Consider the following 23,620-nt stretch of genomic DNA (forward strand, 5'->3'; position numbering starts at 1 on the left):
CGAACCAGACCAGCGAAATATCGAGCGCGGCCAGAAACTGTCACGTTACAGCAGTCTGCGAACCGAATCATTCGCGAGGCGCGAATATCCTGACAAACAGTTAATCGGGCCCCATTAACTATGATGCACTGGCCGTTATTGCGGCCCGCACTTGCAAGTCTGCAACGCTCACTTTTCGGGAGCGAAGGCTGTCAGCAGCCAATGAGGCTTGCCCTTTTCGGCGCCGGCGTACGCCATGGCGTTGGGGCCATTCGGGTTCACGAAAGCAACCGACCCCTCCGGCTTGTGGCCTCGTTTTTCGGCGAACCATTCCATTGCGCCGATCATTCTAGCTGCAGACGTCCCACGGGGCCAGCGATCCTTGAAGCCATCTTGGGGGTCAACTGCTGCATAGGAGGTCACGCCAACCTGAGCACCGACAGGAGCATTAGATACGCGGAGAGGTTCCGACCCCGTCTGCGGCAGCATCACTCGCAGCGTAGGAAATTTGTAGGGAACCAGTCCGCCCGGTCCGATGTCGAGCGGAGCAGCATCCACGGGAGGCGGGGCCTTGAGGTATTCCAGAAGCGTTCCCATTGCCGCGAGCAGCTGGTAGTCGGCGAAAACGATAACGCCACGCGAGGAGGTGAGCGATACAGCCGCATTGAAGTACTGGTTCTGTGCGTTCAAGAGATCAATCAGCGAGCGCTGACCAAGCTCGTATTCCTTGTCGAACGCGGCAATCGTCTTCCGGTCGGCCTGCAGCTGCCGGACCAGGGCGGCGACCCTGGTTGCAGTAATCGTCCGCGCCGCCCATGCCTTGTCGATCGACTCGAGCGCGTCGCGCTGCAACCGCGCATGGCGCATCGTGGACTCGGTGTGGCGCTCGGCCATTTCCGAGCGGCGCCAGACATCTTGGCCGCCCCGGAAGATGTCCCAGGACATCACTACTTTGCCGCTATAACTATCGTGGGTAGCGCCCAAATAGGGATACGTATTATCGTTGTGAGTTGCGCGGCCTTCGAGGGCGAAATTTGGAACGAAGGCGCCGTCCGTCACTCGGTACGCATGCTTTGCGGCGGTAACATCCGCTTGCGCGGCCAGAATGGTCGGATTGAAACGGGTAGTCACCGCCAAGGCTTCATCCTTGGTGCTTGGCAATCCGGCGAGGGGGCCGGGGAATCTCAAATTGAAGGGCTCAAGCCCAACAACCTTGCGGTATTTTGCCCGCGCTTCTTCCAGACTCCTGCGAAGCTCAGCGAGAGTGGCGCGCGCATTTTCGACGCGCTCCCGGGCCTGCTCGAGGTCGCCTTCGCCGGCCCGCCCGCCCGAGAACCGCGTATTCACGTTCGAGAAGATCTTCTCGTGGCTGGCAACGTTCTGCTCGCCAAGGCCCACCAACCGCAGGTACCGCACGACATCGACATACGCCTCGGCAGCGTCCAGAGCGATCAACTCTGTCCGCTCGCGTACGCGAAACGCTGCAGCGTTGACTCGGGCAGATTGGCGCCAGATGTCGTGGATAGAAGCAAAGCCATCGAAAAGGACTTGCCGGACGACCACTGATTCCTGCGAGCCATTCCGCCACGCTCCATTTCCGGCGATCGGAACGGGCAATGCGCTTGAACTTACAACCGGATTGCTCTGGTCGAATTTTTCCGGACCGTAGCGAGCTTCGATCCGCACTTGCGGCAGCAGGGTGCTTTGGGTCTGCCGAAGCTCGGATTCGGTTGCGCGCCGATTTGCTGACGCCTCGCCCACGCCGGGATTGGTTTGGACGGCTTGTTTCAGCGCATCATTTATTGAATACGGCTCAGCTGCCAAGGGGCCGCCGGCCAAAATGAGGCCCGCGATCGCCAAATATGCGGATTTCATTTGCCCCATCCCCGTTAGCCAAAACAATAAACTTGCGTCTAAAATAACGTCGAAAAGCTTAAATTCTGATCTCAGCCTAACAAAAGGAGTGGTAGTCACCTATGATATTTTTGCAACATTGGGCGGGAAGAGTCGGAACCGGGGGCGGATGTGAGGCTCAATCCCACGCCATTTGAACGTGAGCATTAGACCCGTTGCATGGTCCGTTGCGATGGATGCCATCCTTCTTGCAAAGTCCAAAGAATAGCTAAACACGCTCCCGCTTGTGTGCCCTGATATGTTCGCCCTGGAAACACGAGCCCCGTTTCCGGAAGGCCATGACGCTGCCGAGGAAATCTTTGACCTTGCCAGTAGTTCTCCTGATGAAGATTCGGGAAAAACCGGCAATATTGCCCCGCGTTTTTTAAAACGCTAACCCCACTTGCCCGCCGGGAATAGCGGGGCTTTTTCGTGAGATCAGCGATACGACGGCCACGACACCGGGTGGAGGAATCTCGGCCGAGCCGCGGTGCGGGCGTCGCTGAAAATCCTCTAAGACTTTCAAAGGGTCGAAAAGGCCCGCACTTTTCCATAATGTCTTGATTTTGTTCGTATATGTTACTACTTCTTCCCCCACCTGGCTCCGCCAGCTACGGCTAGGCAGGCCCTATCGTAGCGAAGGCTGCCTCGCCGAAGCCCGGAGGGCGTAGGCGGGCCACGGGCTTCATCCTCTACTCAAGCCATTGAATCAAATGAATAAACTCCTCGGTGTAAATCGCCGATGGCACGATTAGGCCCGCTGGAGGCCAGTTCGAACGAGCTCCTCGCTGGTGGGCTCCTTTCTCCCTGCTCAAAACCACGGTGCGAGACCGCCTGTCAGCCTCCGTGGTGGGCGATCCCGTTGGGATGCCGGGGTGGTCACTCCACGCTTACGGTAGTTGTCCACGGCCCGCGTACCGCCGGGAATTGCAGAACGGGACGCACTCGATCATTTCGCGGATGGTGCCGGAGGCACGCCCAGCAGTTTGGTGAATCGATAGGCAATCGCCGCCTGATTGAACTCCCGTGATTGGAAATGCCGGGAGGCGGCCTGTTTGTGCGCGGCCAGAAGGCTGGGGCTTTCGAGATACCTGACGATTGCACCAGATAGGTCTCGTCTCGGCGTCCGTTGTCGCCGACAGGATCTGTCCCGTATCGCCATCTTCAACAGCCTCCCGGCAACCGGGATGGCTGGATACGATCGATGCCAGACCGGTTGCGGCGGCCTCGATCAGGATACGGGGAATGCCCTCGCCATACCTTGTTGGCAAGCAGACGACGTCGCATTGCCGCAGCAGGTCAGGCATGTCCCTGACGTGACCGAGAAAGCGGATCTCCTTCATCTGTTCGAGATCGCTGTGCGGAATCGCGTCGGGATCATGATCGTCCGGGAGCCCGGCAACGATGAACTCCACGTCGGGACGATGAGCCAGGTCGCGCGCCGCCATCAGAAACGCACTCAGGCCTTTCGACTTCAAAAGCCGGGAAGCGAACAGAATTTTTGTCGGGGGACCGGTTCGCGGCGTCTCCAGCGGATAAAACAGATCGGGCTCCACACCGGCGCCGTCGATGAGCGAAGAATTCTTGTCGTTGGCGATGCCACGCTCTGCCCAAAAATCGCAATCGTGCTCGGTTTCGAAAGTGAAATGCACGCAATCCGGTCGTGCCAACATGCGAAACGCAAAGAGCGTCAGCGCGCTTGCGACCGGGTAGCGCCGTTGGCCGGGCGCTTTCGGCAAGGACATCATCCGGCCCAAACCGGGAATGGTAATCAGAATTCGTTTCGGAAAAGCGTGGAGGAAACGCGAGGCGATCGACACAAATCCGGAAAACTGGCGGGCTTGAGCGTGACAAGATGCACGGCGTGCGGCTTGAACGAGCGGATCGTTCGCGCGGTCCGGATCATCAGCGCCGCATCGCCGAGCGGATCGAATTTGAAGCGCTCGATGGGTACGTGAATGTATTTCCAGCCCTGAATGCGGTTTTCGGCAATTTGATTGCCGCCGGCAATAACCGTCACGTCAACACCAATGGACGTCAGATGGGTGACGACGGAGAGACGATGCCTAAGGAAGTAGGCGCCATCGTTGCAAATCACGAGAACCCGATATCCGGTGCCGTCGTTTGATTTCCTCGGCCTGCTTGAGTTCGTGAGCGCCGTTCTGGAGCTGATCGGGGCAGTGATTTCCGGCGTTGTAAAGCTTGCCAGCGATGTGATTCGCCGGTTGACCGGACCGCCAAAACTCCAGCCCTGAGCGTCGTAGCCCTAGGTGGTACCATCAGGCGCCTCCGTGGTCGGGAACGGCTTGCCGGGAATATAGAGGGCGATCGGGCGGATCTCGTAGACCGCGGTCGGATTGACCTTGCGCAGGTCGCGGGCCACCGCGATCGCGGCGTCGGCATCGGCGCAGTCCACGACATAAAGTCCCAGCAACTGCTCCTTGGTTTCGGCAAACGGCCCGTCGATCACGACCCCGGCGCCCGGTCCTCGCAAGGTGCGGGCCTTGCCCGTCGCCCCCAGCCGCGCCGACGGCCCCAACAATTTCTGTTCGTTGAGCCGGTCATGAACCCCAAGCAACTCGGTCATCAGGGCGGCGTCCTCCGCCGCCGTCCAGGACATCACCTCGGCTTCCACGTGGTAGGCCAGAATGGCGTAAAGCATCGATATCTCCTTGGCTAAAGCGTTTTCGAGCGAAGTGCGTGAACCTGCGCGGACGTTTGGCAAAAGCCTGTCTCGACAATTCCGTTTCAGCAAAGTGTCGGACGATCGCCGGGTGAGGCACGTCACGAAACATTCCGGAAACACGATATAGGGGTTCGGTGCTTGAACGCGCGGCGGCAGGTTAACGACTGATGAACAGAACGCAGCAACTGCGCATCATCCACGGAGACGGTCATGCAACGCAAGCCAGCCTCGATCATCAGTGACGCCACCCGGTCCCATTCGGCGTCGCCCGCATCGACGCAGCCCGGCGATTGGCACGATGTCTCCGGCCATCACCGCTATTACGGCAGTTCGGCCACCAATGGCGGCGAGAACATTGTCGAAAGCCGCCGCGGCGCGCGTCCGCGATCGGTCAATCTCTGCGGCTTCTGACCGGCCTTCGCGTTAGCGAGACCACCCCCAATGGCCGACGTCACCCTAGGCGCGCTCTTCATCCTGTTCCTGCCGTTTCTGGTGTCGCTGTTCGGGCAGGGTGGAATGGCGAAGATGCTCACGCTGGTGACGAGCATTCTGGCGCTGCTGCTCAGCGTCAAGGAATACGGCGCCGTACTTCCCTGGATCACCGGCATGGCGATCGCATTGGCCTCGGTATGGGAACGAATCCGGCAGCGCCGGATGGCGTGAGCCGTCGGCTCAAAAGCTTCTGAACCTCTGAATCGAACAGCCCGGCCCTATTGCTCTCGTCCCGGGCTTGCGGAACAATGCCGCCAGCGATGGAGGAAGAGATGGGGGCAGCGTTCGCCGTAGCGCTTAACGTGCCGTGCTGAAGATCGTCTTGCTTGGCACGTTCGTGAGCGCCGGCTGTGTTGTGGCGGCCTTTGCACAATCCGGCAATGCCGGCGGCACCATCGGCAATGATGAAAAGGCGCTCTCGGGCACCAGGCAGGAATTGCAGTCGAGCGGACCGGACCGAGACAGCAATACGTGCGTCGTCGCCGATCCGACCGGAACGCCGCTCAACATCCGGACATCACCGAACGGAAAAATCGTCGGCAAGATCGCCAACGGCGAGCGCATTCGGATTTCGGACCAGACAACCGAAAACGGAAAGCAGTGGGCCTATATTTCGAATGCCGCTTCCCGGCCGATCGGTTGGGTGTTTCGAAAATTCCTTGTGTGCAGATGAATTGCTCTGGTCGCGAGTTGCCACAATTCTGCGCCCACAACCAAAAAGGCGCGGCGGGATTCCTCCCGCCGCGCCCCAACTCTTGAACTCGCTGGTCCAGGGCTGAGAGCGCCCCGTTGCCAGGCCTCTAAGTGCGAGAGCCTAGCGGGCGATCCCAGCGAGGTGACAGCGCTTGGTAAGAGACACTGGATCACCTCCTTTCGTTGTTTGTGGAAATAAGAGTATAGGCAGCGAATCTGTCGCTGTTAAGGGGCGGACCGGCACGGATTTTGGCCGGAACCGGACCAGTTTGCCGGGCGGCCGGGCGTCGTTTGGCGGTTTCCCGGCGGTTTCCCTGCGGGTTCCGGGGTGGTTGAGGCCGCCCGCATGGCGTGTTAGTTGATCGCCCAACGCGGGTGTAGCTCAATGGTAGAGCAGCAGCCTTCCAAGCTGAATACGAGGGTTCGATTCCCTTCACCCGCTCCATTTCATTTCCCGCCGTGAAGAAACCGATACCAGGCATGGCGTCAGCCGGGAGCGAGCAACCCTTAGCTGACGAGCAATCCTTGCTTGAACAGAGAACCAGGCGGCGGCAGGTCTGATGCGCATCATCTATTTTTGCCTGGGCTGGGTGATGGTCGCGCTCGGCGTGATCGGCCTTGTGATGCCGCTGATGCCGGGGGCGGTTTTTCTGATCGTGGCGGCGGCGTGTTTCGCGCGCTCCTCGCCGCGTTTCGAGGCCTGGCTGCTCGAGCATCCGACACTGGGCAAGCCGTTGCGCGATTGGCGCGCCGCTGGAGTTATCCCGCGCACCGCCAAAATCATGGCTTGCGCGGGGATGGCGCTCGGCTTCGCCGTGTTCTGCTATACCTTCGCGCCGTCAGTGCCGCTCGCGCTGGCCGTGGCGGCGGGTTTTTTGGCCTGCGCCGCGTACGTCGTATCGCGGCCTGGGATGGCCGATCAGGATACGTCCGCCTAACGTACCAAATTCGGTGTCACGGCAGAGAGTCAAACCGAACTCTCCCAGCGCTTGTAGATGGTACGGCAGCAGCCTCCCAAGCTGAACACGGAGGTCCGACTCCTCCTAACCTGTTCCTGCAGGGCCGTTTCCAAAAGGATGTTCTGCATTGACATGCAATTATAAGATGCAGACAATACTTGGATTTGGGGAAGCGAATGATTACGCGAATTGTCTTAGGGGTTTTGGTTGCTATTGCGTCAACGTCGACTTTGAGGAGCGAGGTAGTCACGGCGAGTCGGAACGGCGAGCCGCCGAGCGATCTGATTGCTCTCGGTTCGAATACTTTGGCGGTCGTGGACCACGTCAACGCAAAGATTTTCTTCGTGACTCCGTCCGGAGATGAGCTGGGTCAGCGAAGTTTTCCACGCGACTTTCGGGTTGATCGTCATCTTTATCTAAACGATCAGGTCCTCCTGAGCGACACCGCAACAACTCGAGCCCTCTCGATCAAGCGCGGCGATGTGCAAGCGGCCTCTCTCCCGGATATCAAAGTTCTCCCGACCCATCCGCAAGATGTACGTCAGCGGGCAATTCGGCGCACGCATCGACGCATTGGAATTCAGGTGCCGAACCTCGCTAAGGAACTGGACGTTAGAGCCGTCACGAGCGGATATCTCGCGTCCGCCCTCTACCTGGGACAGGATGAAAAGGGGCGCTCCTACACGCTGGCACGAGAGCTGCAACTCGCGACTACTCAGGACATGGCGGATGGCAAGACCGTTCTTTACGACGGCAAGCCAATTACGCGCAATACAATCAAGATTACCGTAATGGTGGGACGTCATGACGCCGAAGGTCAGCGTACTGAAGTTGCAAAAATTCCGATCAACGTAGCGTACAAGCTGGCGTTTGGGCGCTACGTTGCTGTGGCGCCCGATGGCAAAGTGTATGCGATGCTCTTGAAATCATCTGGCCTAGGACTACTCGAGGCGAAGTTCACAAAGGAGACACAGCAAAAGAAAAACAGGAAACCCATTGCTGCAGGTGCGGCAACGGCGGCGGCGGCTGACCTGTTGGCTGCTGCCATTCCGATCGTATCGTTAAGGAGCCTTGCGGAACTATCCGCCGACTCTGCAGATGAAAAGGATACTCCTGGTCAGGAGGCGGACTCGGGCCGCGCTGTCAACACGACGATCGCCGCCATGAAAAAGGAAGCAACTAAATGGCTCAAGTTCTCGTGGACACCGCAAGCTTCTAATCTTGCCGACGGAAATTTTGAGAACTGCAAAAGTAATATCAACGCGCCTTTTGAGCTGCCGCATCAGTTCAAGGTTGCTGTGGTCGGCACGCCTATACCCTATGTTCCTTACAACTGGGGTGGGAAAGTCTCCCTCAATCAGATTAAGCATGAACTCGAAAGGGGCTACCGTGCTGGCAACATATGCAGCAAAGCCGACGATGCATCGCCCAACACGACTGGCATAGATTGCTCGGGCTTCGTTGGCCAAGTCTGGGGCGTATCGTCATTTGGAACATCAAATGCCCATCGGCGCTCCCTTTCTTTACCTGGTATCAATAAGATGAGGTGGGGGGACGTATTCAACCGTTCTGGCAAGCATATTCGCATGTATGTTGGCGAGGATACGGAGCGACGTGATGAAGAAGGCTTGCGGTTCCGCTCCATCGAGTCTGCCAGCATGTGTGGAGGTGTCTGCGAACGAAGTCACAACATCGAACAATACAATGGCTATGAAATTCGGCGCCGAAAATGAGACCGGCCATGCGATTCTTGGCGACGTTGGTCACACTGGTGTTCGCTAGTGATGCCTCGGCTCAGACTTTCAGGCCCGATCGCGCGGCGTTTTTCAAGAGCTGCGCTCAGATCACGGATTACGAAAAAAGGGATGGTGTTCTGATAGACCTTGGGAAGCGCAAGCTGAAGGACCAGCACATCAGAACCATCAATTTTTTGTTCGATCATTGGGAAAGAGTTGGCAACGAGGACAAGCGGCAGCTCGCTTACATCATCGCGACCGCTTATCGAGAGACGCATGGCCGCCTTGCACCTATTCGCGAGGCTCCGAGATGTGGCTTGGACGAGGAGTGCCGGGAGGCTGCGATAGCTCGAGTGCTTGCCAAATATGCCAGAGCTCGGGGCAGGCCGCCAAAACCCAATTACGCGCTGCCCCACAGCAACGGTCGTCGATACTATGGGAGAGGGTATTCACAGCTCACTCTGCCGGAAAACTATCGCAAGGCAGACAAGCTTCTGGGGACCGGAAGTTTGCTTTATGATAAGCCGGATGAGGCCCTTAATCCGGAGTATTCTCGCCGATTTCTGATCGAGGGGCTTTTGAAGGGCCTTTATACGAGGTGGAAGCTGTCCGATTTCTTTTCTGCAAACAAAGCCGACTGGATCAATGCGCGTAAGGTCCTTAACCCCGGCTCTCCGAACAAAGAGGTCACCGCCGCGTACGCCCAGGATTTGAACAGGTGTCTCGCTGAAGGACCGTGACCGCCGCCACGAGCACAGTGGCGTCCGCATGCCAGTCCTGATCCCAAGTAGCCTTGTGCAGCTGGCCGTCTCGAACGATGCTCACGAGCCCCGCAGAGCCTCATCAGGAAACCCTCCATGCAAGTCGACGTCAAAACCGCCACCGACCGCCTCATGCGCTTCCTCGCTGTCGAGGGCGTGACCGGAAAGGAGGCCGCGATCGGACGCGAGCTCAGCGCGGCGCTGCAGGAAAGTGGCGTGCCGGCGAGCGCGATCCGCCTCGACGATGCCAACACCCGCATTCCCGTGCCGACGGAGACCGGCAATCTCATTGTCGATCTGCCCGGCCGCGGCGCGATGCATAACCAGCCGCGGATCATGTTCATGACCCACATGGACACCGTGCCGCTGTGCGCCGGCGCGAAGCCAAAACTGGCGGGGCGCAAGATCGTCAATGACGCGAAGACCGCGCTCGGCGGCGACAACCGCGCCGGCTGCGGCGTCCTCGTCACGCTGGCGGCCGAGCTTGCGAAGCAGAATCTCGATCATCCGCCGATCACGCTGCTGTTCTGCGTGCGCGAGGAGAGCGGGCTCTATGGCGCGCGCCACGTCAAGACCGACGAACTCGGCTCGCCGGTCATGGCCTTCAACTATGACGGCGGCTCGGCCTCCAATGTCACGATCGGCGCCGTCGGCGCGGATCGCTGGCAGGTCGAGATTTTCGGCCGCGCCTCGCACGCCGGCGTCGCACCCGAGCGCGGGATTAGTTCGACCATGATTTTGGCACTTGCACTCGCCGACGTGAAGGCCGGTGGCTGGTTCGGCAAGGTGGTGAAGCGCAAGCTGCAGGGCACCAGCAATGTCGGCCCCGTCACCGGCGGCGAGGGCCGGCCGGCCGGCGACGCCACCAATGTCGTCACCGACTATGTCCATGTGCGCGGCGAAAGCCGCAGCCACGACAGCAAGTTCTTCAAGGAGATCACGAAAGCCTACAAGGCGGCGTTCGAGAAGGCCGCTAAGAACGTCAAGAACAGCGACGGCAAGTCGGGCCGCGTCAAGTTCAAGGCCGAGACCGACTATTATCCGTTCCGCATGAAAGAGAGCCTGCCCGTGGTCAAGCGCGCGATCGAGGCCGTGTCCGGCATCGGCGCAACACCTTCCATCCGCGCCGCCAATGGCGGGCTGGATGCCAACTGGATGGTGCGCCACGGCGTTCCGACGGTGACCTTCGGCGCGGGTCAGAACGAGCCGCACACGATCGACGAGTGGATCAATCTCGACGAATACGACAAGGCGTGCGCGCTCGCAGTCCAGCTCGCGACGATGCGGTGAGTGTGTGCCAAAAATATCCGGGCGAGCTGTGCGTAAGCCTGCGCGGCGCCTCATTCGCCGGGAACCAGGCTCCCGAGCGCCGGCGGCGATGCACGCCGATGCTTTCGGCGCGAAAGATACAGCAACAAGCCGGTGACCACGAATAACGGCATCAGGGCCGCGGCCAGCATGAACACGAGCTTGCCCGGCCATCCTCCGAAGATGCTGCCGCGGTGGATATCGAACATTCTTACCAGGATTTTTTCGCCGGCCGACTTGTCCGCGTAGAGCTCCGACGAAACCAGCCGGCCCGTGACGGCATCGATGCGGAATTCGTCGCGCGCGCCATCCTGGGATGCATCGGGCGCCCGGGAGCGGATCCGGACGACCGTCCCCGTACCGGCCGGCAGCGTCAGCAGTGCCGTCGTGAAGCGGCCGTCCCGTTCATGCAGGAATGTCGACCAGACGCGATCGAGCGCAATCGGGGCGGTGTCGGTCGCGGCCGTGCCCTTTGGCGATTTCGGCTGCATCTTCGGCTGCGCCTTTGCCTGCATCGATGCTGCGGCGACCGGGGGGCGCGACAACAGCCAGGTGGCGCCGTCCTTGAACCAGTCGAACGAATACCAGAGGCCACTGAGCCCCATGATCAGATAGGCCACCAGCACCCAGGTGCCGACGACGGAGTGCAGCGAGCGGTAGAAACCCCGGCCATGCAATGCCAGATTTGGCTTGAGCCATATTTTCACGCTGCCGGCGCGGCGCGGCCATCGCAGCACGATTCCGGAGATCAGGAGCACGATCAGGCCGATCGTGACCGCGCCGTTGATCGGCCGGCCGTAGCCATTGCCGTCGCCGGGCAACAGCAGCCAGCGATGCAGTTTGCGGACGGTGACGAAAAAGTCCTCGCCGCGCGGCGAGCCGAGCAGGCGGCCGTCATAGGGATCGACATAGACCGAGGATGGCCGCGAGCCGCCTTCGTTGCGGGCAAAGCGGATGCGCACCGCCGCCGACGGATCACTCGTCATCGTCACGGCCGAGACCTTGCCTAAATCCTGGGCGGCCTGCAGCCGCGCGACCAGCGCATCCGGCGTCAGCATCGGCGTGGAGCGGGCCTCGACCCGCATGATGCCGGCATTGAGGCTGGCGCCGATCTCGTCCTCGAAGCTCATCATCGCGCCTGACATCCCGACCACGGCCACCACCAGCGAGATCGCAAGACCAATGACGGAATGGACCTGCAACAACGCGGGCTTGATCGAGTATGTGCTCATGGCGGAAAAAAACATGGATGGAACAAACATGTCGCGGGGATTGGCGCCGGAATCGGCAGGGCTCGTCGCATTCGCCGCCTGTTCAAAACAGCGTTGCCGAACAATACCGAAGAGATGTCCGCCCCGCTACCCGGGGCGGACATACGTAGTTTGTAATCATTCTATGTTGCGCGCACGTGCCCGTAGAACACGCAACGCCTGTTGTCAGAACTTCACCGTCGCCGACAGCGATACCCGCCGCGCGTCGCCCATGGCGACGTTCAGATTGTTCACCGCGGAGGGATAGTAGACGTTGTCGAACAGGTTCTTGACGTTGAGTTGGTAGATGACGGGCAGGGTCTGGTATTTGGTCTCGTAAGTCGCGAACACGTCCGCGACGACATAGGAGGGCAGGACGAAGGTGTTCGCTGCGTCGCCGGGCCGGTCGCCGACATAATGCGCGCCGGCGCCGACCCGGAGCCGGCCGGGCAGGGCCGTGCCGAAGTCGTAGACCAGATAGAGCGAGGCCGTGTTCAGCGCCACGTTCTGCAGCGCCTTGCCGGTCAGGACCGGGTCCTCGGTTACCCGCGCGTCGGTATAGCCGTAGCTGCCGATCATGCTCCAGTTGTCGGTCAGCTTTCCGGTGACGTCTAGCTCGACGCCGCGCGACCGGACCTTGCCGGCGGTGCGAAACTCGGTCACGCCGGTGGCGCTGTTGAGCTGCGATACCAGCACGTTCTTCTTGTCGATGTCATAAAGCGCCAACGTGCCGGAGAGTCGTTTGTTGACGTCGAACTTGACGCCGGTCTCCCACGAAATGCCTTCTTCGGGCGCAATGTTGGAGCCGATCACCACACCACCGGTGAGGGGCGCAATCGTCGAAGTCGGCTTCAGCGACTGCGTATAGCTCGCATAGAGGGAGATCTCTTCGGTGAGTTTGAGGATCGCGCCTCCGAGCGGCAGCACCTTGTCACCGCTGAGATTGGTGTTGGCGACGAAGGGGCGCCCACGCCCTGCCAGTTGTTCGAATTCCATGTAACGGATGCCGCCGACCAGCGCGAGCCGGTTGGTGACGTGAAGCGTGTCCTGGAAAAACAGCGCCCTTGTGCCGAGCTTGTCGGTCTGGTCGCTGTCGCTGGCCGAAACTGTCGTGCCCGGCTGCAGCAGGCCATAGACCGGGTTGTAGATGTTGAACACGTTGGGGGTGGCCTGCCGGATCAGGTCCTTGCGGTAGATCGTTCGATACTGGGCGTCGCCACCAAACAGCACGTCGTTGCGCATGTCGCCGAGCCAGAACCCGCCCTGCAGGTAGGACGTGCCGTAACTGACGTTGCTGAGCGAACCCCTTGTGCCGTCATTGCTGCGGGTTATGATGCCGGTGACGGGATTGACCGCGGTGATGCGTAGCTGATGGGCGCTGAAGCTTTCGGTGTTGTAGCTGTAGGCCGCGTACAGCTTCCAGTCCTGGTTGATCCGGTGATCGATCGAGGCCTGCATCAGGTCGGACGTCCCCCACATGTTGTTGTAGGGCTCGTCGAGCCGGCGTGTCGCCGGTATCGCAAGCGGCTTGTTGGTGCGGGAGTCGAGCGCGGTGCCGCGGTCGAATGGAGAAAGGAAATCGCGGTGCTCGTAGTTGAGCTGGACCGTGGTGTTTTCGCCATACCAGGCCAGCGACGGCGCGATCAGCGTTTCGCGGCGATTGCCGAAATTGCGCCAGTAGTCCTCGTTGACGCCGTAGGCGATGAAACGATAGGCCAGACCGTCCTTGCCGATCGGGCCGGTGATATCGAAGGTCGCATCGGCGCCGTGTTTCGAACCAAAGGTCGAGCCCAGCACCGAAATCGAGCCGTGCTGGTAGAGTTCCGGACGCTTGCTGATGGTGTTGACGATGCCGCCGGGATCCATGATGCCGTACAGCAGCGAAGCCGGTCCTTTCAGCACCTCGACGCTTTCGACGGCGGGATTGAGGCTGCGGCCCTGAACCAGCGGCATGCCGTTGCGCATGATCGAGCCGTCGCGGTTGTCGCCGAAGCCTCGCCTGATGACGGCATCCTGGGTGCCGGCGAGCGTGTTGGTCTGGGTGATGCCGCTGATATTGATGAGTGCGTCGTCGAGATTGCGAGGCAGCTGATCCTTGATCACCTGCTCGGGTACGATATTGACTGATTGCGAGGTGTCGAGCGGGGAGGCGCCGGTGCGCAGCGTGGTCGAACTCGGCATCGCGCGATAGCCGAGTTTGGCTTCATACTGCGCGGCCGCTGCCGCGGCGGCGCGCTCCGACGGCGTTGGCTCCGCGGGCGCAGCATTTCGATTTCTCTGGCGCGCGGCGGCCGCTTGAGTCCGCCGCGAAGAGGTCCCCGCTGCGCGCGCGGGCTTAGCTCGTTGCGTCGGCGATTCCACCGTCACCGGCGGCAAAGGAACGCTCGATTGCGCGCTGGCGACCGTCGTGGAAGCGGAGAAATCAACCAGCAGGAATGCCGCGCCGATAAGCAGATGCGCACAGCTCTTTTCGGTTCGATTTCGATGGTCCTGCACGAGCCGGCAATCAGCGCTAACACTCACTTCGATTCACTTCCATGCAGAGACAACATTTGCGATGGCTGCCTCTAGCAGCCGCCGCGAACAAAAAGAACTTTGCTGGAATTGAATCTCTCTAAGAACCGGCGGGCTTCAGGCCAATGTCTGCAAATCCATCACGGCGATGAATTTGTAAGCGGCAGTTGCAGAATAATCATGCGGGCAAGCCCCTTCCAGCGCTGCGACACCATGTCGAGATGACGCAGCAACTGGCGGCGGGACAAACCGTCGGAAAACGCTAGCGGATTTCGCAATCATTGGCGCTTCGGCGCCCGCAATTCCCGGCAGCGTGATCTGACACAGTCGGGCCGGTGGATCTCACGCCGTATGGCCGGGATCGAAATCCGACGGGGTCTTCTTCCTGCGCTGCGGGACCATTATTGCGGGATCCGGCTGTCCCGGTACCCCGCGCGGTCCGAGTTGCTCGCGCTGAATGTCGTCCTCAGATTGCCTCGGTCGGCCGTCATCGACTTGCCGGCGAATTTTGATGCTCTCGTCGTAGATTTGCCGACTGGTTTTGGTTTCCGGCATGTGGGCACCCGCTTTCAGTTGCTGAGTTCCTTGCGGTTCGACCGTTCGAGTTCACGTGCTTGTCTGAAATCGTCGATGTGGTGAGTGTTGGGTACATAGGCGGCTTCCTTGGCGAGCAAGTGATAGACGCGCGCCACCGTGCGCTGTCTCTTCTTGACGTGCCCGGGCGGCATCTGCCGTGCCTTGCCGATCGCCTCGCGCGCGTGAGCGAGGAAATAATGATGTGAGTCAGACATTCGCGTTCTCGTAAAAAAGCGCCTCGGTGCCCATACAAACCAACGTCGTCGGCGAAGTTTCGTTCTATTGGGGAGGAACGGAGAATCCCGAAAAGGGCGCGGAACCCGTGCCACCGACGGCCCACCCGGTCCCGGACGGCCCTTCCGCTTCACCGTGGCTTTGCCGCTTTGCGCCCCTTGGCGGCACGGGAGCTTCGTCGCCGGCTGTATTCCGTTGCCGGCCAGCGCTTGTCGCTGATGGCGGCGCGCACGACCTCGATCACGGTCTTGCGCACCTCTAGGAAGGCCTTGGTCTGCGGCCGGTCCGCCAGCGCGATCAGTCCAAGCGAGCGCGTCAGCGGCGGATCGATGATGCGCCGCGCATGATATTTCTCCGCCGCAAGGTCAGAGAGCACGGTGGCGCGGGAGAGAATGGCGCAGCCGAGGCCGGCCTCGAGCGCCATGCGCAGCGCCGGCAATGAATCGACTTCGAGCGTCTCGCTTGGAATGACCTGATTGCGTAGAACCTGGGTCTGGATGATGGCGCGCGAGGCCGGCATCGGCGTCAACCCGAGTACGCTTCGTTGCGGAATCGCGGAGAAGGCGATCGGACCGGTCGATCGGCCGATCAGGCTCGGATGTCCGACGAGGTAAAGATCTTCATCCAGCAGCAACTCGACATCCAGACGGGCGTCGCGGGGAGGATTGTAGGCGAGCGCGAGATCGACGGTGCCCGACAGCACCCGCTCGGTCAGCGCCGGTGACAGCGCTTCGACGATTGTCAGGTAGACGCCCGGAGCATTGGTTCGGACCGCCTTCATGAGATCGAGCGCGACCAGGGAGATCCCGGTATGGCTGAGGCCGAGGTAGACCGGACCGGCCGCGGCCTCATTAAAGGTCCGGACATCCTCTTCCGCCTTGCCGAGCGCCGACAACACAGCGCTGGCGTGCTCGTAGAGCCTGCGTCCGGCCGCCGTCAGCGCGATGCCGCGCGGCCTTCGTTCGAGCAGTTTTACGCCGAGATCGTTTTCGAGCGCGGCGACGTGATGGCTGAGCGCCGACTGGGCAATGTTGAGCGTTTCCGCGGCCCTCGACAGCACGCCGGCGTCGGCAATGGCGATGAAGTATCTGATCTGCCGCAATCCCAACGCCACCGTGATCGCTCCGCCATCTAATTATTAGAATAGAATGATCATGATATTATATTTGTCAGATGTCTCTGGACGCGGCAAGCTCACAACCAACAAAAGATCACCCCGGGGAGCCGCGGCGCATGGACCTGCCAAACAGCGTCGTCATCAGCGAAGAGGGGCCGCGCGAAGGCTTTCAGATCGAGCCGGGCCCGATCGCGACCGCGGACAAGATCGCGCTGATCGACGCGCTCTCCAATTGCGGCCTGCGCCGGATCCAGATCGCCTCCTTCGTCAATGCCAAGCATGTTCCGGGCTGGGCCGACGCGGAGGCCGTGGTCGAGGGGTTCACTGCGCGGCAAGGCGTCGAATACTCGGCGCTGTGGTTCAACGAGGGCGGATTGCGACGCGCGCTCGCGTTCAAGGGGAAGCTGACCCTTGCCGGTTTCATTTCGCTGAGCGCATCGGAAGCCTTCGCCATCAGGAATCTCAACCGCGATCGCGCCGGACAATTCGATGCCATGCGCAAATATGTGCGGGTGCACCAGGAAGCCGGCGTGCCGATCGCCAAGATCATCGTCATGGCCGCCTTCGGCTGTAATTTCGCCGGCGACGTCTCGCCCGCAGCGGTCGTGGAGACGGTGGCGGACGGGCTTGCCGTTGCACGCGAATTCGATGTTGAGGTGCGGGACGTCGCGCTCGCGGATTCCATGGGCTGGGCGACGCCCCGGCGGGTCGCGGCTGCGGTCGGCGCGGTTCGTGATCGCTGGCCGGACTTGCGGATCGCTCTGCATCTGCATGACACGCGCGGGCAGGGTATCGCATGCGCCTATGAAGGACTGAGGCTCGGTGTGACCGCGTTCGATGCGGCGGTGGCGGGACTCGGCGGCTGTCCGTTCGCCGGCCAGCCCGGAGCGCCCGGCAACATCGCCACCGAGGAACTAGCGCTGCTGTGTGACGAGATGGGCATCGCCACCGGCCTGGACGTCGAGGCGCTGATCGAGGCCGGGCGCCTCGCCGAGCGGATCGTCGGACACCGCCTGCCGAGCGCCGCGCTGCGTTCGGGAACGCTGGCTGCATTCAGGAAAAGGGCTGCATGATGACGGCGTCGAGGCCCCTGGCGGGATTGAAGGTGCTTGATTTCGGCCACACCATCATGGGGCCGTGCGCGGGCGTGCTGTTTGCCGATCTCGGCGCCGACGTCATCAAGATTGAGCCTGCCGGTGGCGATCCGACGCGACGCCTTCCGGGCTTTGCCGCCGGATTTTTCGCGACCTATAATCGCAACAAGCGCTCGATCGCGATCGACCTGAAGCGGCCCGAGGGGCAGGCGATCGTGCATCGGCTCGTCAGGGACGCTGACGTGGTGCTGGAGAATTTCGGGCCGGGAACCATCGAGCGGCTGAAATGCGGCTGGGACGACCTGCGCCAGGTCAATCCACGTCTGGTCTACCTTTCGATGAAGGGTTTCCTGAAAGGGCCGTACGAAAATCGCGGCGCGCTCGATGAAGTCGTGCAGATGCAGTCCGGGCTCGCCTACATGACGGGTCCGCCCGGCCGGCCACTCCGCGCCGGCGCGCCCGTGATCGACATTCTCGGCGGCGTATTTGGCGTGGTGGCTGCGCTGGCCGCGCTGCGCGAGCGCGACGTCACGGGAGTCGGGCAAAAGGTCGCCAGCTCCCTGTTTGAAAGCGCGACCTTCATGCTTGGCGCCGTCGTCGTCGGCAGTGCGGTCATCGGCGGTCCGATGCCGCCGATGCCGGCACGCAGGAATGCCTGGGGTGTCTATGATGTTTTCACCGCGTCCGATGGCGGTCAGGTCTTCATCGGCTGCACCTCGGACGGTCACTGGCAGCGCTTCTGCGAAACGTTCGGCTTCGACGACTGGCGCGATGATCCCCGGTTTGCAGGCAACGCCAGCCGTTGCGAAGCGCGCGAGTGGATGCTGCCCGAGTTGGAGCGGCGGATCGCGCGGATGCCGCTCGGCGAAATCCTGGCAAAATGCGAAGCGGCGCGGGTGGCCTATTCGCGGGTTGGCCGGCCCGACGAACTGTCGACCGATCCGCATCTGCTTGACAATGGCGGATTGCTTGCGACCGCCGTATCTGGACTCGGAGGGGGACCGCTGGTCGGAATCCCGGCGCTACCGGTCGAGTTCGGCGAAGGGCAGGAACGGCCCGGCCTCGAGCGCCAGCCGCCGCGCATCGGTGAGCATACCGACGAAATTTTGCGGACGGCCGGATATTCGGAACGCGAGATTGCGGATCTGCGCTCGGCCCGCGTTCTGAGCGCGGCTGTGAGCGTGCCCGCATAGCAGTGAACAAGACAGAAGAACGGCAAGAGCGGTCAACCCGCCTTCGCGCAACGCAACACGGTCAGGGAGGAGGCGGAGTATGATTTCCGGCAAACTGGTTCGAGGGAAAGCTCGCATTCTCGGTGTGGCAGCCGTCGCAATGGGTTTGGTTGCAATGATGCCGTTTGCCAAGGCCCAGCCATATCCATCGCGAACGATGACAGTCCTGGTGGGTTATTCCGCGGGCGGGCAGGCCGACGCGCTGGCCCGGATCATAGGCAAGCAACTCGGCGAGAACCTCAAAGTATCCGTCGTCATCGAGAACAAGACTGGCGCCAACGGCATGATCGCGGCGCAGGCGGCCGCACGCGCCGAGCCCGACGGATACACGATCCTGATGGTGACGGATGCGATGCTGACGATCGATCCGCACCTCGCCACCAGCAACCAGTTCGACCTCTCGAAGGCGATGGAGCCGGTCGTCAACCTCGCGTCATCGCCGCTGTTGCTTGCCGTCGCCAACAACGTGCCGGCCAATTCAGTTGCCGAGCTGGTCGCTCTGGGCAAGCAGAAGTCGCAGAGTTTGAGTTTCGGCAGCCCTGGCAGCTCGACGCCGCATCGCCTCGCCGGCGAGATGCTGCAGAAGGCCGGCGGCTTCACCATGACCCACATTCCCTACAAGGGAACGTCGGTGGCCGTGAACGATCTCCTGGGCGGGCAGATACCGATGCTGTTCGGCGCGTTCACGGCGGTCGAGCCGCTGGCGGCGGCAGGCAAGATCAAGGTGCTGGGCGTCACCTCGGAGAGGCGTGACCCGCTGCTCCCCAACGTGCCGTCGATCAGCGAGACTTTTCCGAGTTTCAAGATCACCAGCTACATCGGGCTCATGCTGCCGAAGAACACGCCAAAGCCGGTGATTGATGCCCTGAACAAGGAAGTGAACCAGGTGCTTGCATCCGAGACGATGCGCGGCTGGCTGGACAAGCAGGGCATGATCGCCGTTGGCGGCGCGCCGGACGCTTTCAAGCGCCAGATCGAGGTCGACTATCAGGCGAGGGGTGAACTTGTGCGCGCTCTCGGCATCACTGCCGAATGAGAGATGCGTTATGACATCAGCACCAGCTCGACAGGTCCGGTTTGACGGCCGCATCCTGTTCCTCTCTGAAGACGCCGACGTGGTCGAAAGCCAGTTGCAAGGGACGGACGTCTCGCTGGCCGAGGCGCTGCCTCTGCGCAGTGACGTGTCGACCGACGAGATCACCCCGGCCGCGATCTGCTATTATTACGACGAAAAGCTCGGGGAGTATCCCTATCTCGGTCTGAAATGCGGTCAGCGCCTCCCGGTGTCTGCCGGCAGCGTCAAGGCCGGCGGGTTCGGCGTGACGGTGGCCGGGCGCCGCTACGGCAAGGGCTCGTCGCGCGAGGCCAGTCCCTATGCCGAATGGTGCGCCGGCATCAGGCTGGTGATCGCCGAAAGTTTTGAGCGCATCTACCGGCAGAACTGCCGTAATCTCGGCATCTACACCTCGACCGATTTCGCCTTGATCGAACGGATACGCCGCGGCGAGAGCATTTCCGTCAGCGAGTTTACCGAAGGAGAGGACGAACTCACCGCCGAGCTCATTCGGCGCGGAGGGCTGTTCAAGCTGGCGCGCGCGCGAAAAGACGGATGGTCGCCGGCCATGCGCACCACCGCATCGCGGCCGATGACCTATGCCGAAAAGATCATCGCACGCGCTATCGCCGGCAATTCGGCTGCGGTTCGCCCCGGGGACGCCGTCTTCGCACGGGCAGACTGGCGCTACGCGCACGAATACGTAACGCCGATGTGCGTCAGCTTTCTCGAGCGGGAAATGGGCGGCGACCCGATCACGCTGCATGATCGTGCGAGCATCGTCTGCTTCGGTGATCACTTGCCTTTCATCCACCAGAGCATGGCGCCCGAGCGGCGCGCCCGCGGCCTGCTCGAAGCCGCGCAGGCATTGGCCAGGGTGCAGCAGCAATTCTGCGAGACGTATGGGGTGCGCCTGCACGGCTACCTTACCGACCGCGACGGTTCGGAAGGCATCAGCCACTCGATCATGGCAGAGCGTTACGTGAAGCCGGGTCAGTTGGTCGTCGGCACGGATTCCCATACGCCGCATTGCGGAGCCTTGGGCGCCTTGGCGTTCGGCATCGGCACGACCGAAATGGCGAACGCGTGGTTGACGGGAGAGGTGCGTGTCGAGGTGCCGCGGACATGCCGTGTGCGGCTGAGCGGCCGCCTTCCGGCCGGCGTTGAGGCGAAAGATATCGTCCTGCACCTCTTGCGCTTGCCCTATGTGCGCGAGGGAAGGGCGATCGGCCAAATGTTCGAGTATTGCGGCGAAGCGCTGTCAAACCTGTCCACCGACGAGCGCGCGACGCTGACCAATATGGTGGCGGAAATCGGCGGCTTCAGCGGAATCGTCGTGCCTGATGAGGAGACGCAGCGCTTTGTCAGGGAGCGCCGCGGCATCGATCTGCCGCTTGAGCCATGGATGTGCAGCGACGAAGGGGCCGAACTGGCTCACCTCATCGAAATCGATTGCGATAGCCTCGAGCCGATGCTGGCGAGGCCCGGCGATCCCGGTCGCGGCGTTGCCATATCGGAACTGGCAGAGACGGTGGGGATCGATATCGCCTATGGCGGCTCATGCACAGGCGGCAAGCGCGAGGATCTCTTACATTACCATGCCGTGCTCGAATGGGCGGCGCGGCGCGGCATGCGGGTCGCTCCCGGCACACGTTTCTTTCTCCAGTTCGGCAGCCAGGATGTTCGGGACTACTGCGTTGAGAGCGGAATGCTTGACGTGTTCGAACGCGTGGGTGTCGAACTGGTCGAGCCCGGATGTGGTGCCTGTGTGAATGCCGGCCCCGGCGTCTCCGAGCGCCCCGACCAGGTGACGGTAAGCGCGATCAACCGCAATTTTCCAGGCCGCTCCGGGCCTGGGCAAGTCTGGCTGGCGAGCCCGTCGACAGTCGCGGCCAGTGCGATTGCCGGTCGCATCGTGAGCTTTCGGCAGTTGCGTGCACTGAAAGCAGGGGAAGGCGATACGGTCCCAGACGGCAAATAATTCGTTTTGCACAGGAAGGCTTTGGCCTTCGGGGCTTCCCATCACACGACGAGCCGGCCGACCCGATCGGCCACGGTGATCTGCGCCTCGGTCCCCGAATTGAACTCCAGGCGGTCGGCTTCGATGCCGTCGCTGAAGATGACGCCGTTTTCCGGCATCAGGGAGCGGACGCTGAGCCGCTCGGATCCTGTCAGCTCGCCATAGACCAGATGGACCTGCGAGGTGCGGCTCGGAAACGGTTCGCGCACGGCGAAGCGCAATGCGTGAGAATCCCAGGCTTGCGCCGAATAGGACGCGGGCTCCGTCTGGCCGCCGAACGCGCCGGCGATGGCGAGCGAGCCGTTGACGATGCTCTTGAACCACGCCGTCGAGCCGAGGCCGGTGGCGACGATCAGGCCGCTCGACGACTGAGTCTCCTTGTGATCGCCGGCCGCGATCTCATAGACCGCTGATGTGTGCGTGCGCGCGCCGATGAAGAGCTCGTTGACGGCATGGAGCACCTGACCGTTGGTCAGCGTGGCCCTGGCCATGGTCACCGCCTTGAAGCCGCGCTTATCAGTGGCGACCTCGCGCAGCAGGGCAGGGAGATCGTCCGGCACGAACGGCAGCAGGATGCCGTCGTAACGCCTTGCGTCCGGGTTGAGGCCGATCAGCGGGTGGCCGTCTAGATACTTCAAGGTGTTGGCGACCACGCCGTCCTGGCCGAGCGCCACCACGATGTCGGCAGGCCCGAACAGGAAGTTGGGCAGGAAACTCCGGTCGATGATCTGGTAGCGGCCCCATTGCTCCAGCGTCTGCACGGTGCGGTGCCGCTCTGCCTGATAGACGTCGTGCTCGCGCTGATAGTCGGAGAAGTCGGCGCCGAGATGCTCGACATAGAATCTCGCTTGCGCGGCCGTCAGGTATTTCGCGATCAGGTCTTCCAGCCGCGTCTTGCGGGTGACCAGCACCACCTTGCGGTCATTGGCGGCGGGCATGCACGGTCTCCCTGGGCTTCTCCATCAGCGCGTTGAGCAGTTCCGGCGAGACGTTCAACTGGCCGATCCGCTCGGCCTTTTCGGCGATCCCGCCGAACGCCTGCGCGATCAATTGGCCGGGCTGCATGCCCGCGGCGGCGAGCGCCTGGATCACCCTCGTGTCGACGCCCTCGAAGATCTTCATCAGCGCGCCGACGCGGTAGGCTTCGGCGTCCGCGAGTGTCCTGGTGTTTTCCGCGTTGAGCGCCACGAAATCCCCGCGCTTTGCTTCCAGCGTGATGTCGGCGACCATGCCGGCTTCGCGCAACTCGTTCTGCTTGGCGACGACGCTGGCCTCGGCGTCCATCTGGGTCTCGCGGATCGAGCGCTTCTTCTGCTCGACGGCGATTTCGGTGTCGAGCTCGCTCTCGCGAATCGCGCGTTCCTGTTCCACCGCGAAATTGCGCCGTGCGAAGATCGCCTCGTCGGCGTTTCGCAAAATCGCCTCGCGCGCCTCCGCTTCGAGCGCCTTGGCGGTGTCGGGCGTCGGCTTGATCGCGCGGATCGATACGCCGAGGATTTCCAGCCCGAGCGAAGCGATGTCGGCGCGGCTCTTGAGTCCGGTCGCGATGATGTCGGCGATCCGGTCGGAGGCCTGCAGCGCTTCCTTGAGCGTCAGGTCCTTCACCACCTGTTGCGCCAGCACCTCGACGGTGCCGAGGATCCGCAGCGGCAGTCTCTCGGGGTCGTCGGACTCGTAATTCTTGCCGTCCTTCTTGAGCGTGAAATTGAGCATGGCCGCCGCCCGCTTGGGATCACTGACGCGATAGGTGACGTGGCCCTGGATGGTGACGGCCTGAAAGTCGCGGGCGATCTGCTCGAAGATGAAGGCGGCGTCGCGGCTGCCGATCGGCACCGCGACCAGCGAGGTGACCGGGGAATAATAAAACCCCGAGAGGCCCGCGCCTTCCTGGGTCACGGCGCCGCCGCGGTATTTCATCAGGTAGGTCGTCGGCTGTGCCTTGATGAACCGGATGCCGAACATGGCGTGTACTCCTTCTTCTAGTTCGCGTTCGTAAGTGTGTCTGGGCAACTAAGTAAGTTG

Annotated in this window: 22 protein-coding genes and 1 tRNA gene; 14 read left to right on the forward strand and 9 right to left on the reverse strand. The window is 61.7% G+C overall.

Annotated elements, in window-relative coordinates; genetic code table 11:
* Positions 1–168 precede the first annotated feature (168 nt).
* Together JQ611_RS33125 and JQ611_RS33130 are read right to left on the reverse strand one after the other, a co-directional pair.
* Complete coding sequence (locus JQ611_RS33125; RefSeq protein ID WP_212467817.1) at positions 169–1,854, reverse strand: TolC family outer membrane protein; 1,686 nt, start codon at positions 1,852–1,854, stop codon at positions 169–171.
* A 908-nt stretch (positions 1,855–2,762) separates the two neighbouring features.
* Positions 2,763–3,692 carry a glycosyltransferase gene (locus JQ611_RS33130; RefSeq protein WP_212467818.1) on the reverse strand — a complete coding sequence of 310 codons (930 nt, stop codon included), beginning with the start codon at positions 3,690–3,692 and terminating at the stop codon, positions 2,763–2,765.
* Between the two features lie 35 nt (positions 3,693–3,727).
* On the opposite strand from JQ611_RS33130, the gene JQ611_RS42085 reads away from it, so the two are divergent.
* Complete coding sequence (locus JQ611_RS42085) at positions 3,728–4,000, forward strand: hypothetical protein (protein ID WP_249133648.1); 273 nt, start codon at positions 3,728–3,730, stop codon at positions 3,998–4,000.
* Positions 3,987–4,127: a hypothetical protein gene (locus tag JQ611_RS33140; RefSeq protein ID WP_212467820.1), complete on the forward strand. Its 141-nt coding sequence runs from the start codon at positions 3,987–3,989 to the stop codon at positions 4,125–4,127. Before JQ611_RS42085 ends, JQ611_RS33140 begins: the two co-directional genes overlap by 14 nt.
* Before the next feature lie 11 nt (positions 4,128–4,138).
* On the opposite strand, the gene JQ611_RS33145 is transcribed toward JQ611_RS33140, so the two are convergent.
* Complete coding sequence (locus tag JQ611_RS33145) at positions 4,139–4,534, reverse strand: YciI family protein (protein ID WP_212467821.1); 396 nt, start codon at positions 4,532–4,534, stop codon at positions 4,139–4,141.
* 234 nt (positions 4,535–4,768) lie between these two features.
* Between JQ611_RS33145 and JQ611_RS33150 the strand changes: the two genes are divergently transcribed.
* The 8 genes from JQ611_RS33150 (at position 4,769) to JQ611_RS33185 (ending at position 10,489) form a co-directional block, all read left to right on the forward strand.
* On the forward strand, positions 4,769–4,969 hold the full coding sequence (locus JQ611_RS33150; protein ID WP_249119398.1) for a hypothetical protein: 201 nt from the start codon (positions 4,769–4,771) through the stop codon (positions 4,967–4,969).
* Positions 4,970–4,999: 30 nt separating this feature from the next.
* Positions 5,000–5,221, forward strand: a complete 222-nt coding sequence (locus JQ611_RS33155; protein ID WP_212264419.1) for a hypothetical protein — start codon at positions 5,000–5,002, stop codon at positions 5,219–5,221.
* Positions 5,222–5,372: 151 nt separating this feature from the next.
* Positions 5,373–5,723, forward strand: a complete 351-nt coding sequence (locus JQ611_RS33160) for an SH3 domain-containing protein (RefSeq protein WP_212385449.1) — start codon at positions 5,373–5,375, stop codon at positions 5,721–5,723.
* 391 nt (positions 5,724–6,114) lie between these two features.
* A tRNA-Gly gene (locus JQ611_RS33165) sits at positions 6,115–6,188 on the forward strand.
* 115 nt (positions 6,189–6,303) lie between these two features.
* A complete protein-coding gene (locus JQ611_RS33170) occupies positions 6,304–6,681 on the forward strand; it encodes a YbaN family protein (RefSeq protein WP_212385447.1) in 378 nt (125 codons plus the stop codon).
* A 197-nt stretch (positions 6,682–6,878) separates the two neighbouring features.
* Complete coding sequence (locus JQ611_RS33175) at positions 6,879–8,435, forward strand: hypothetical protein (RefSeq protein ID WP_212467822.1); 1,557 nt, start codon at positions 6,879–6,881, stop codon at positions 8,433–8,435.
* A gap of 8 nt (positions 8,436–8,443) precedes the next feature.
* Positions 8,444–9,178, forward strand: coding sequence for a hypothetical protein (locus tag JQ611_RS33180; protein WP_212467823.1), 735 nt, complete (start codon positions 8,444–8,446; stop codon positions 9,176–9,178).
* 117 nt (positions 9,179–9,295) lie between these two features.
* Positions 9,296–10,489 (forward strand): M20/M25/M40 family metallo-hydrolase, encoded by a 1,194-nt coding sequence (locus tag JQ611_RS33185; RefSeq protein WP_212467824.1) that lies wholly within the window; start codon positions 9,296–9,298, stop codon positions 10,487–10,489.
* A gap of 50 nt (positions 10,490–10,539) precedes the next feature.
* Here the strand turns inward: JQ611_RS33185 and JQ611_RS33190 are convergent, their stop codons facing one another.
* From JQ611_RS33190 to JQ611_RS33205, 4 genes are all read right to left on the reverse strand, one after another.
* The gene (locus JQ611_RS33190; protein ID WP_212467825.1) at positions 10,540–11,739 is read right to left on the reverse strand and encodes a PepSY domain-containing protein; all 1,200 of its coding nucleotides are present in this window, start codon (positions 11,737–11,739) and stop codon (positions 10,540–10,542) included.
* A gap of 204 nt (positions 11,740–11,943) precedes the next feature.
* On the reverse strand, positions 11,944–14,280 hold the full coding sequence (locus JQ611_RS33195) for a TonB-dependent siderophore receptor (protein WP_312012302.1): 2,337 nt from the start codon (positions 14,278–14,280) through the stop codon (positions 11,944–11,946).
* Between the two features lie 560 nt (positions 14,281–14,840).
* On the reverse strand, positions 14,841–15,062 hold the full coding sequence (locus tag JQ611_RS33200) for a hypothetical protein (protein WP_212264412.1): 222 nt from the start codon (positions 15,060–15,062) through the stop codon (positions 14,841–14,843).
* A gap of 149 nt (positions 15,063–15,211) precedes the next feature.
* Positions 15,212–16,195, reverse strand: coding sequence for a LysR family transcriptional regulator (locus JQ611_RS33205; RefSeq protein ID WP_212264411.1), 984 nt, complete (start codon positions 16,193–16,195; stop codon positions 15,212–15,214).
* A gap of 119 nt (positions 16,196–16,314) precedes the next feature.
* Here JQ611_RS33205 and JQ611_RS33210 point away from each other — a divergent pair, with 119 nt between their 5' ends.
* The 4 genes from JQ611_RS33210 (at position 16,315) to JQ611_RS33225 (ending at position 21,559) form a co-directional block, all read left to right on the forward strand.
* On the forward strand, positions 16,315–17,271 hold the full coding sequence (locus JQ611_RS33210) for a hydroxymethylglutaryl-CoA lyase (protein ID WP_212467826.1): 957 nt from the start codon (positions 16,315–16,317) through the stop codon (positions 17,269–17,271).
* Positions 17,268–18,485: a CaiB/BaiF CoA transferase family protein gene (locus JQ611_RS33215; protein ID WP_249133650.1), complete on the forward strand. Its 1,218-nt coding sequence runs from the start codon at positions 17,268–17,270 to the stop codon at positions 18,483–18,485. The genes JQ611_RS33210 and JQ611_RS33215 overlap by 4 nt, the downstream gene beginning before the upstream one ends.
* Positions 18,486–18,564: 79 nt before the next feature.
* Positions 18,565–19,560, forward strand: a complete 996-nt coding sequence (locus tag JQ611_RS33220) for a tripartite tricarboxylate transporter substrate binding protein (protein ID WP_212467827.1) — start codon at positions 18,565–18,567, stop codon at positions 19,558–19,560.
* A gap of 10 nt (positions 19,561–19,570) precedes the next feature.
* Positions 19,571–21,559 carry an aconitase family protein gene (locus JQ611_RS33225; protein ID WP_212264408.1) on the forward strand — a complete coding sequence of 663 codons (1,989 nt, stop codon included), beginning with the start codon at positions 19,571–19,573 and terminating at the stop codon, positions 21,557–21,559.
* Between the two features lie 41 nt (positions 21,560–21,600).
* Here the strand turns inward: JQ611_RS33225 and JQ611_RS33230 are convergent, their stop codons facing one another.
* Entirely contained in the window at positions 21,601–22,536 is a 936-nt protein-coding gene (locus tag JQ611_RS33230) for a sugar kinase (protein ID WP_212467828.1), read from the reverse strand.
* The gene (locus JQ611_RS33235; protein WP_212467829.1) at positions 22,520–23,560 is read right to left on the reverse strand and encodes an SPFH domain-containing protein; all 1,041 of its coding nucleotides are present in this window, start codon (positions 23,558–23,560) and stop codon (positions 22,520–22,522) included. The genes JQ611_RS33230 and JQ611_RS33235 overlap by 17 nt, the downstream gene beginning before the upstream one ends.
* Between the last annotated feature and the right edge of the window lie 60 nt (positions 23,561–23,620).

This window comes from Bradyrhizobium sp. AUGA SZCCT0182, assembly GCF_018130185.1.
Lineage (GTDB): Bacteria > Pseudomonadota > Alphaproteobacteria > Rhizobiales > Xanthobacteraceae > Bradyrhizobium.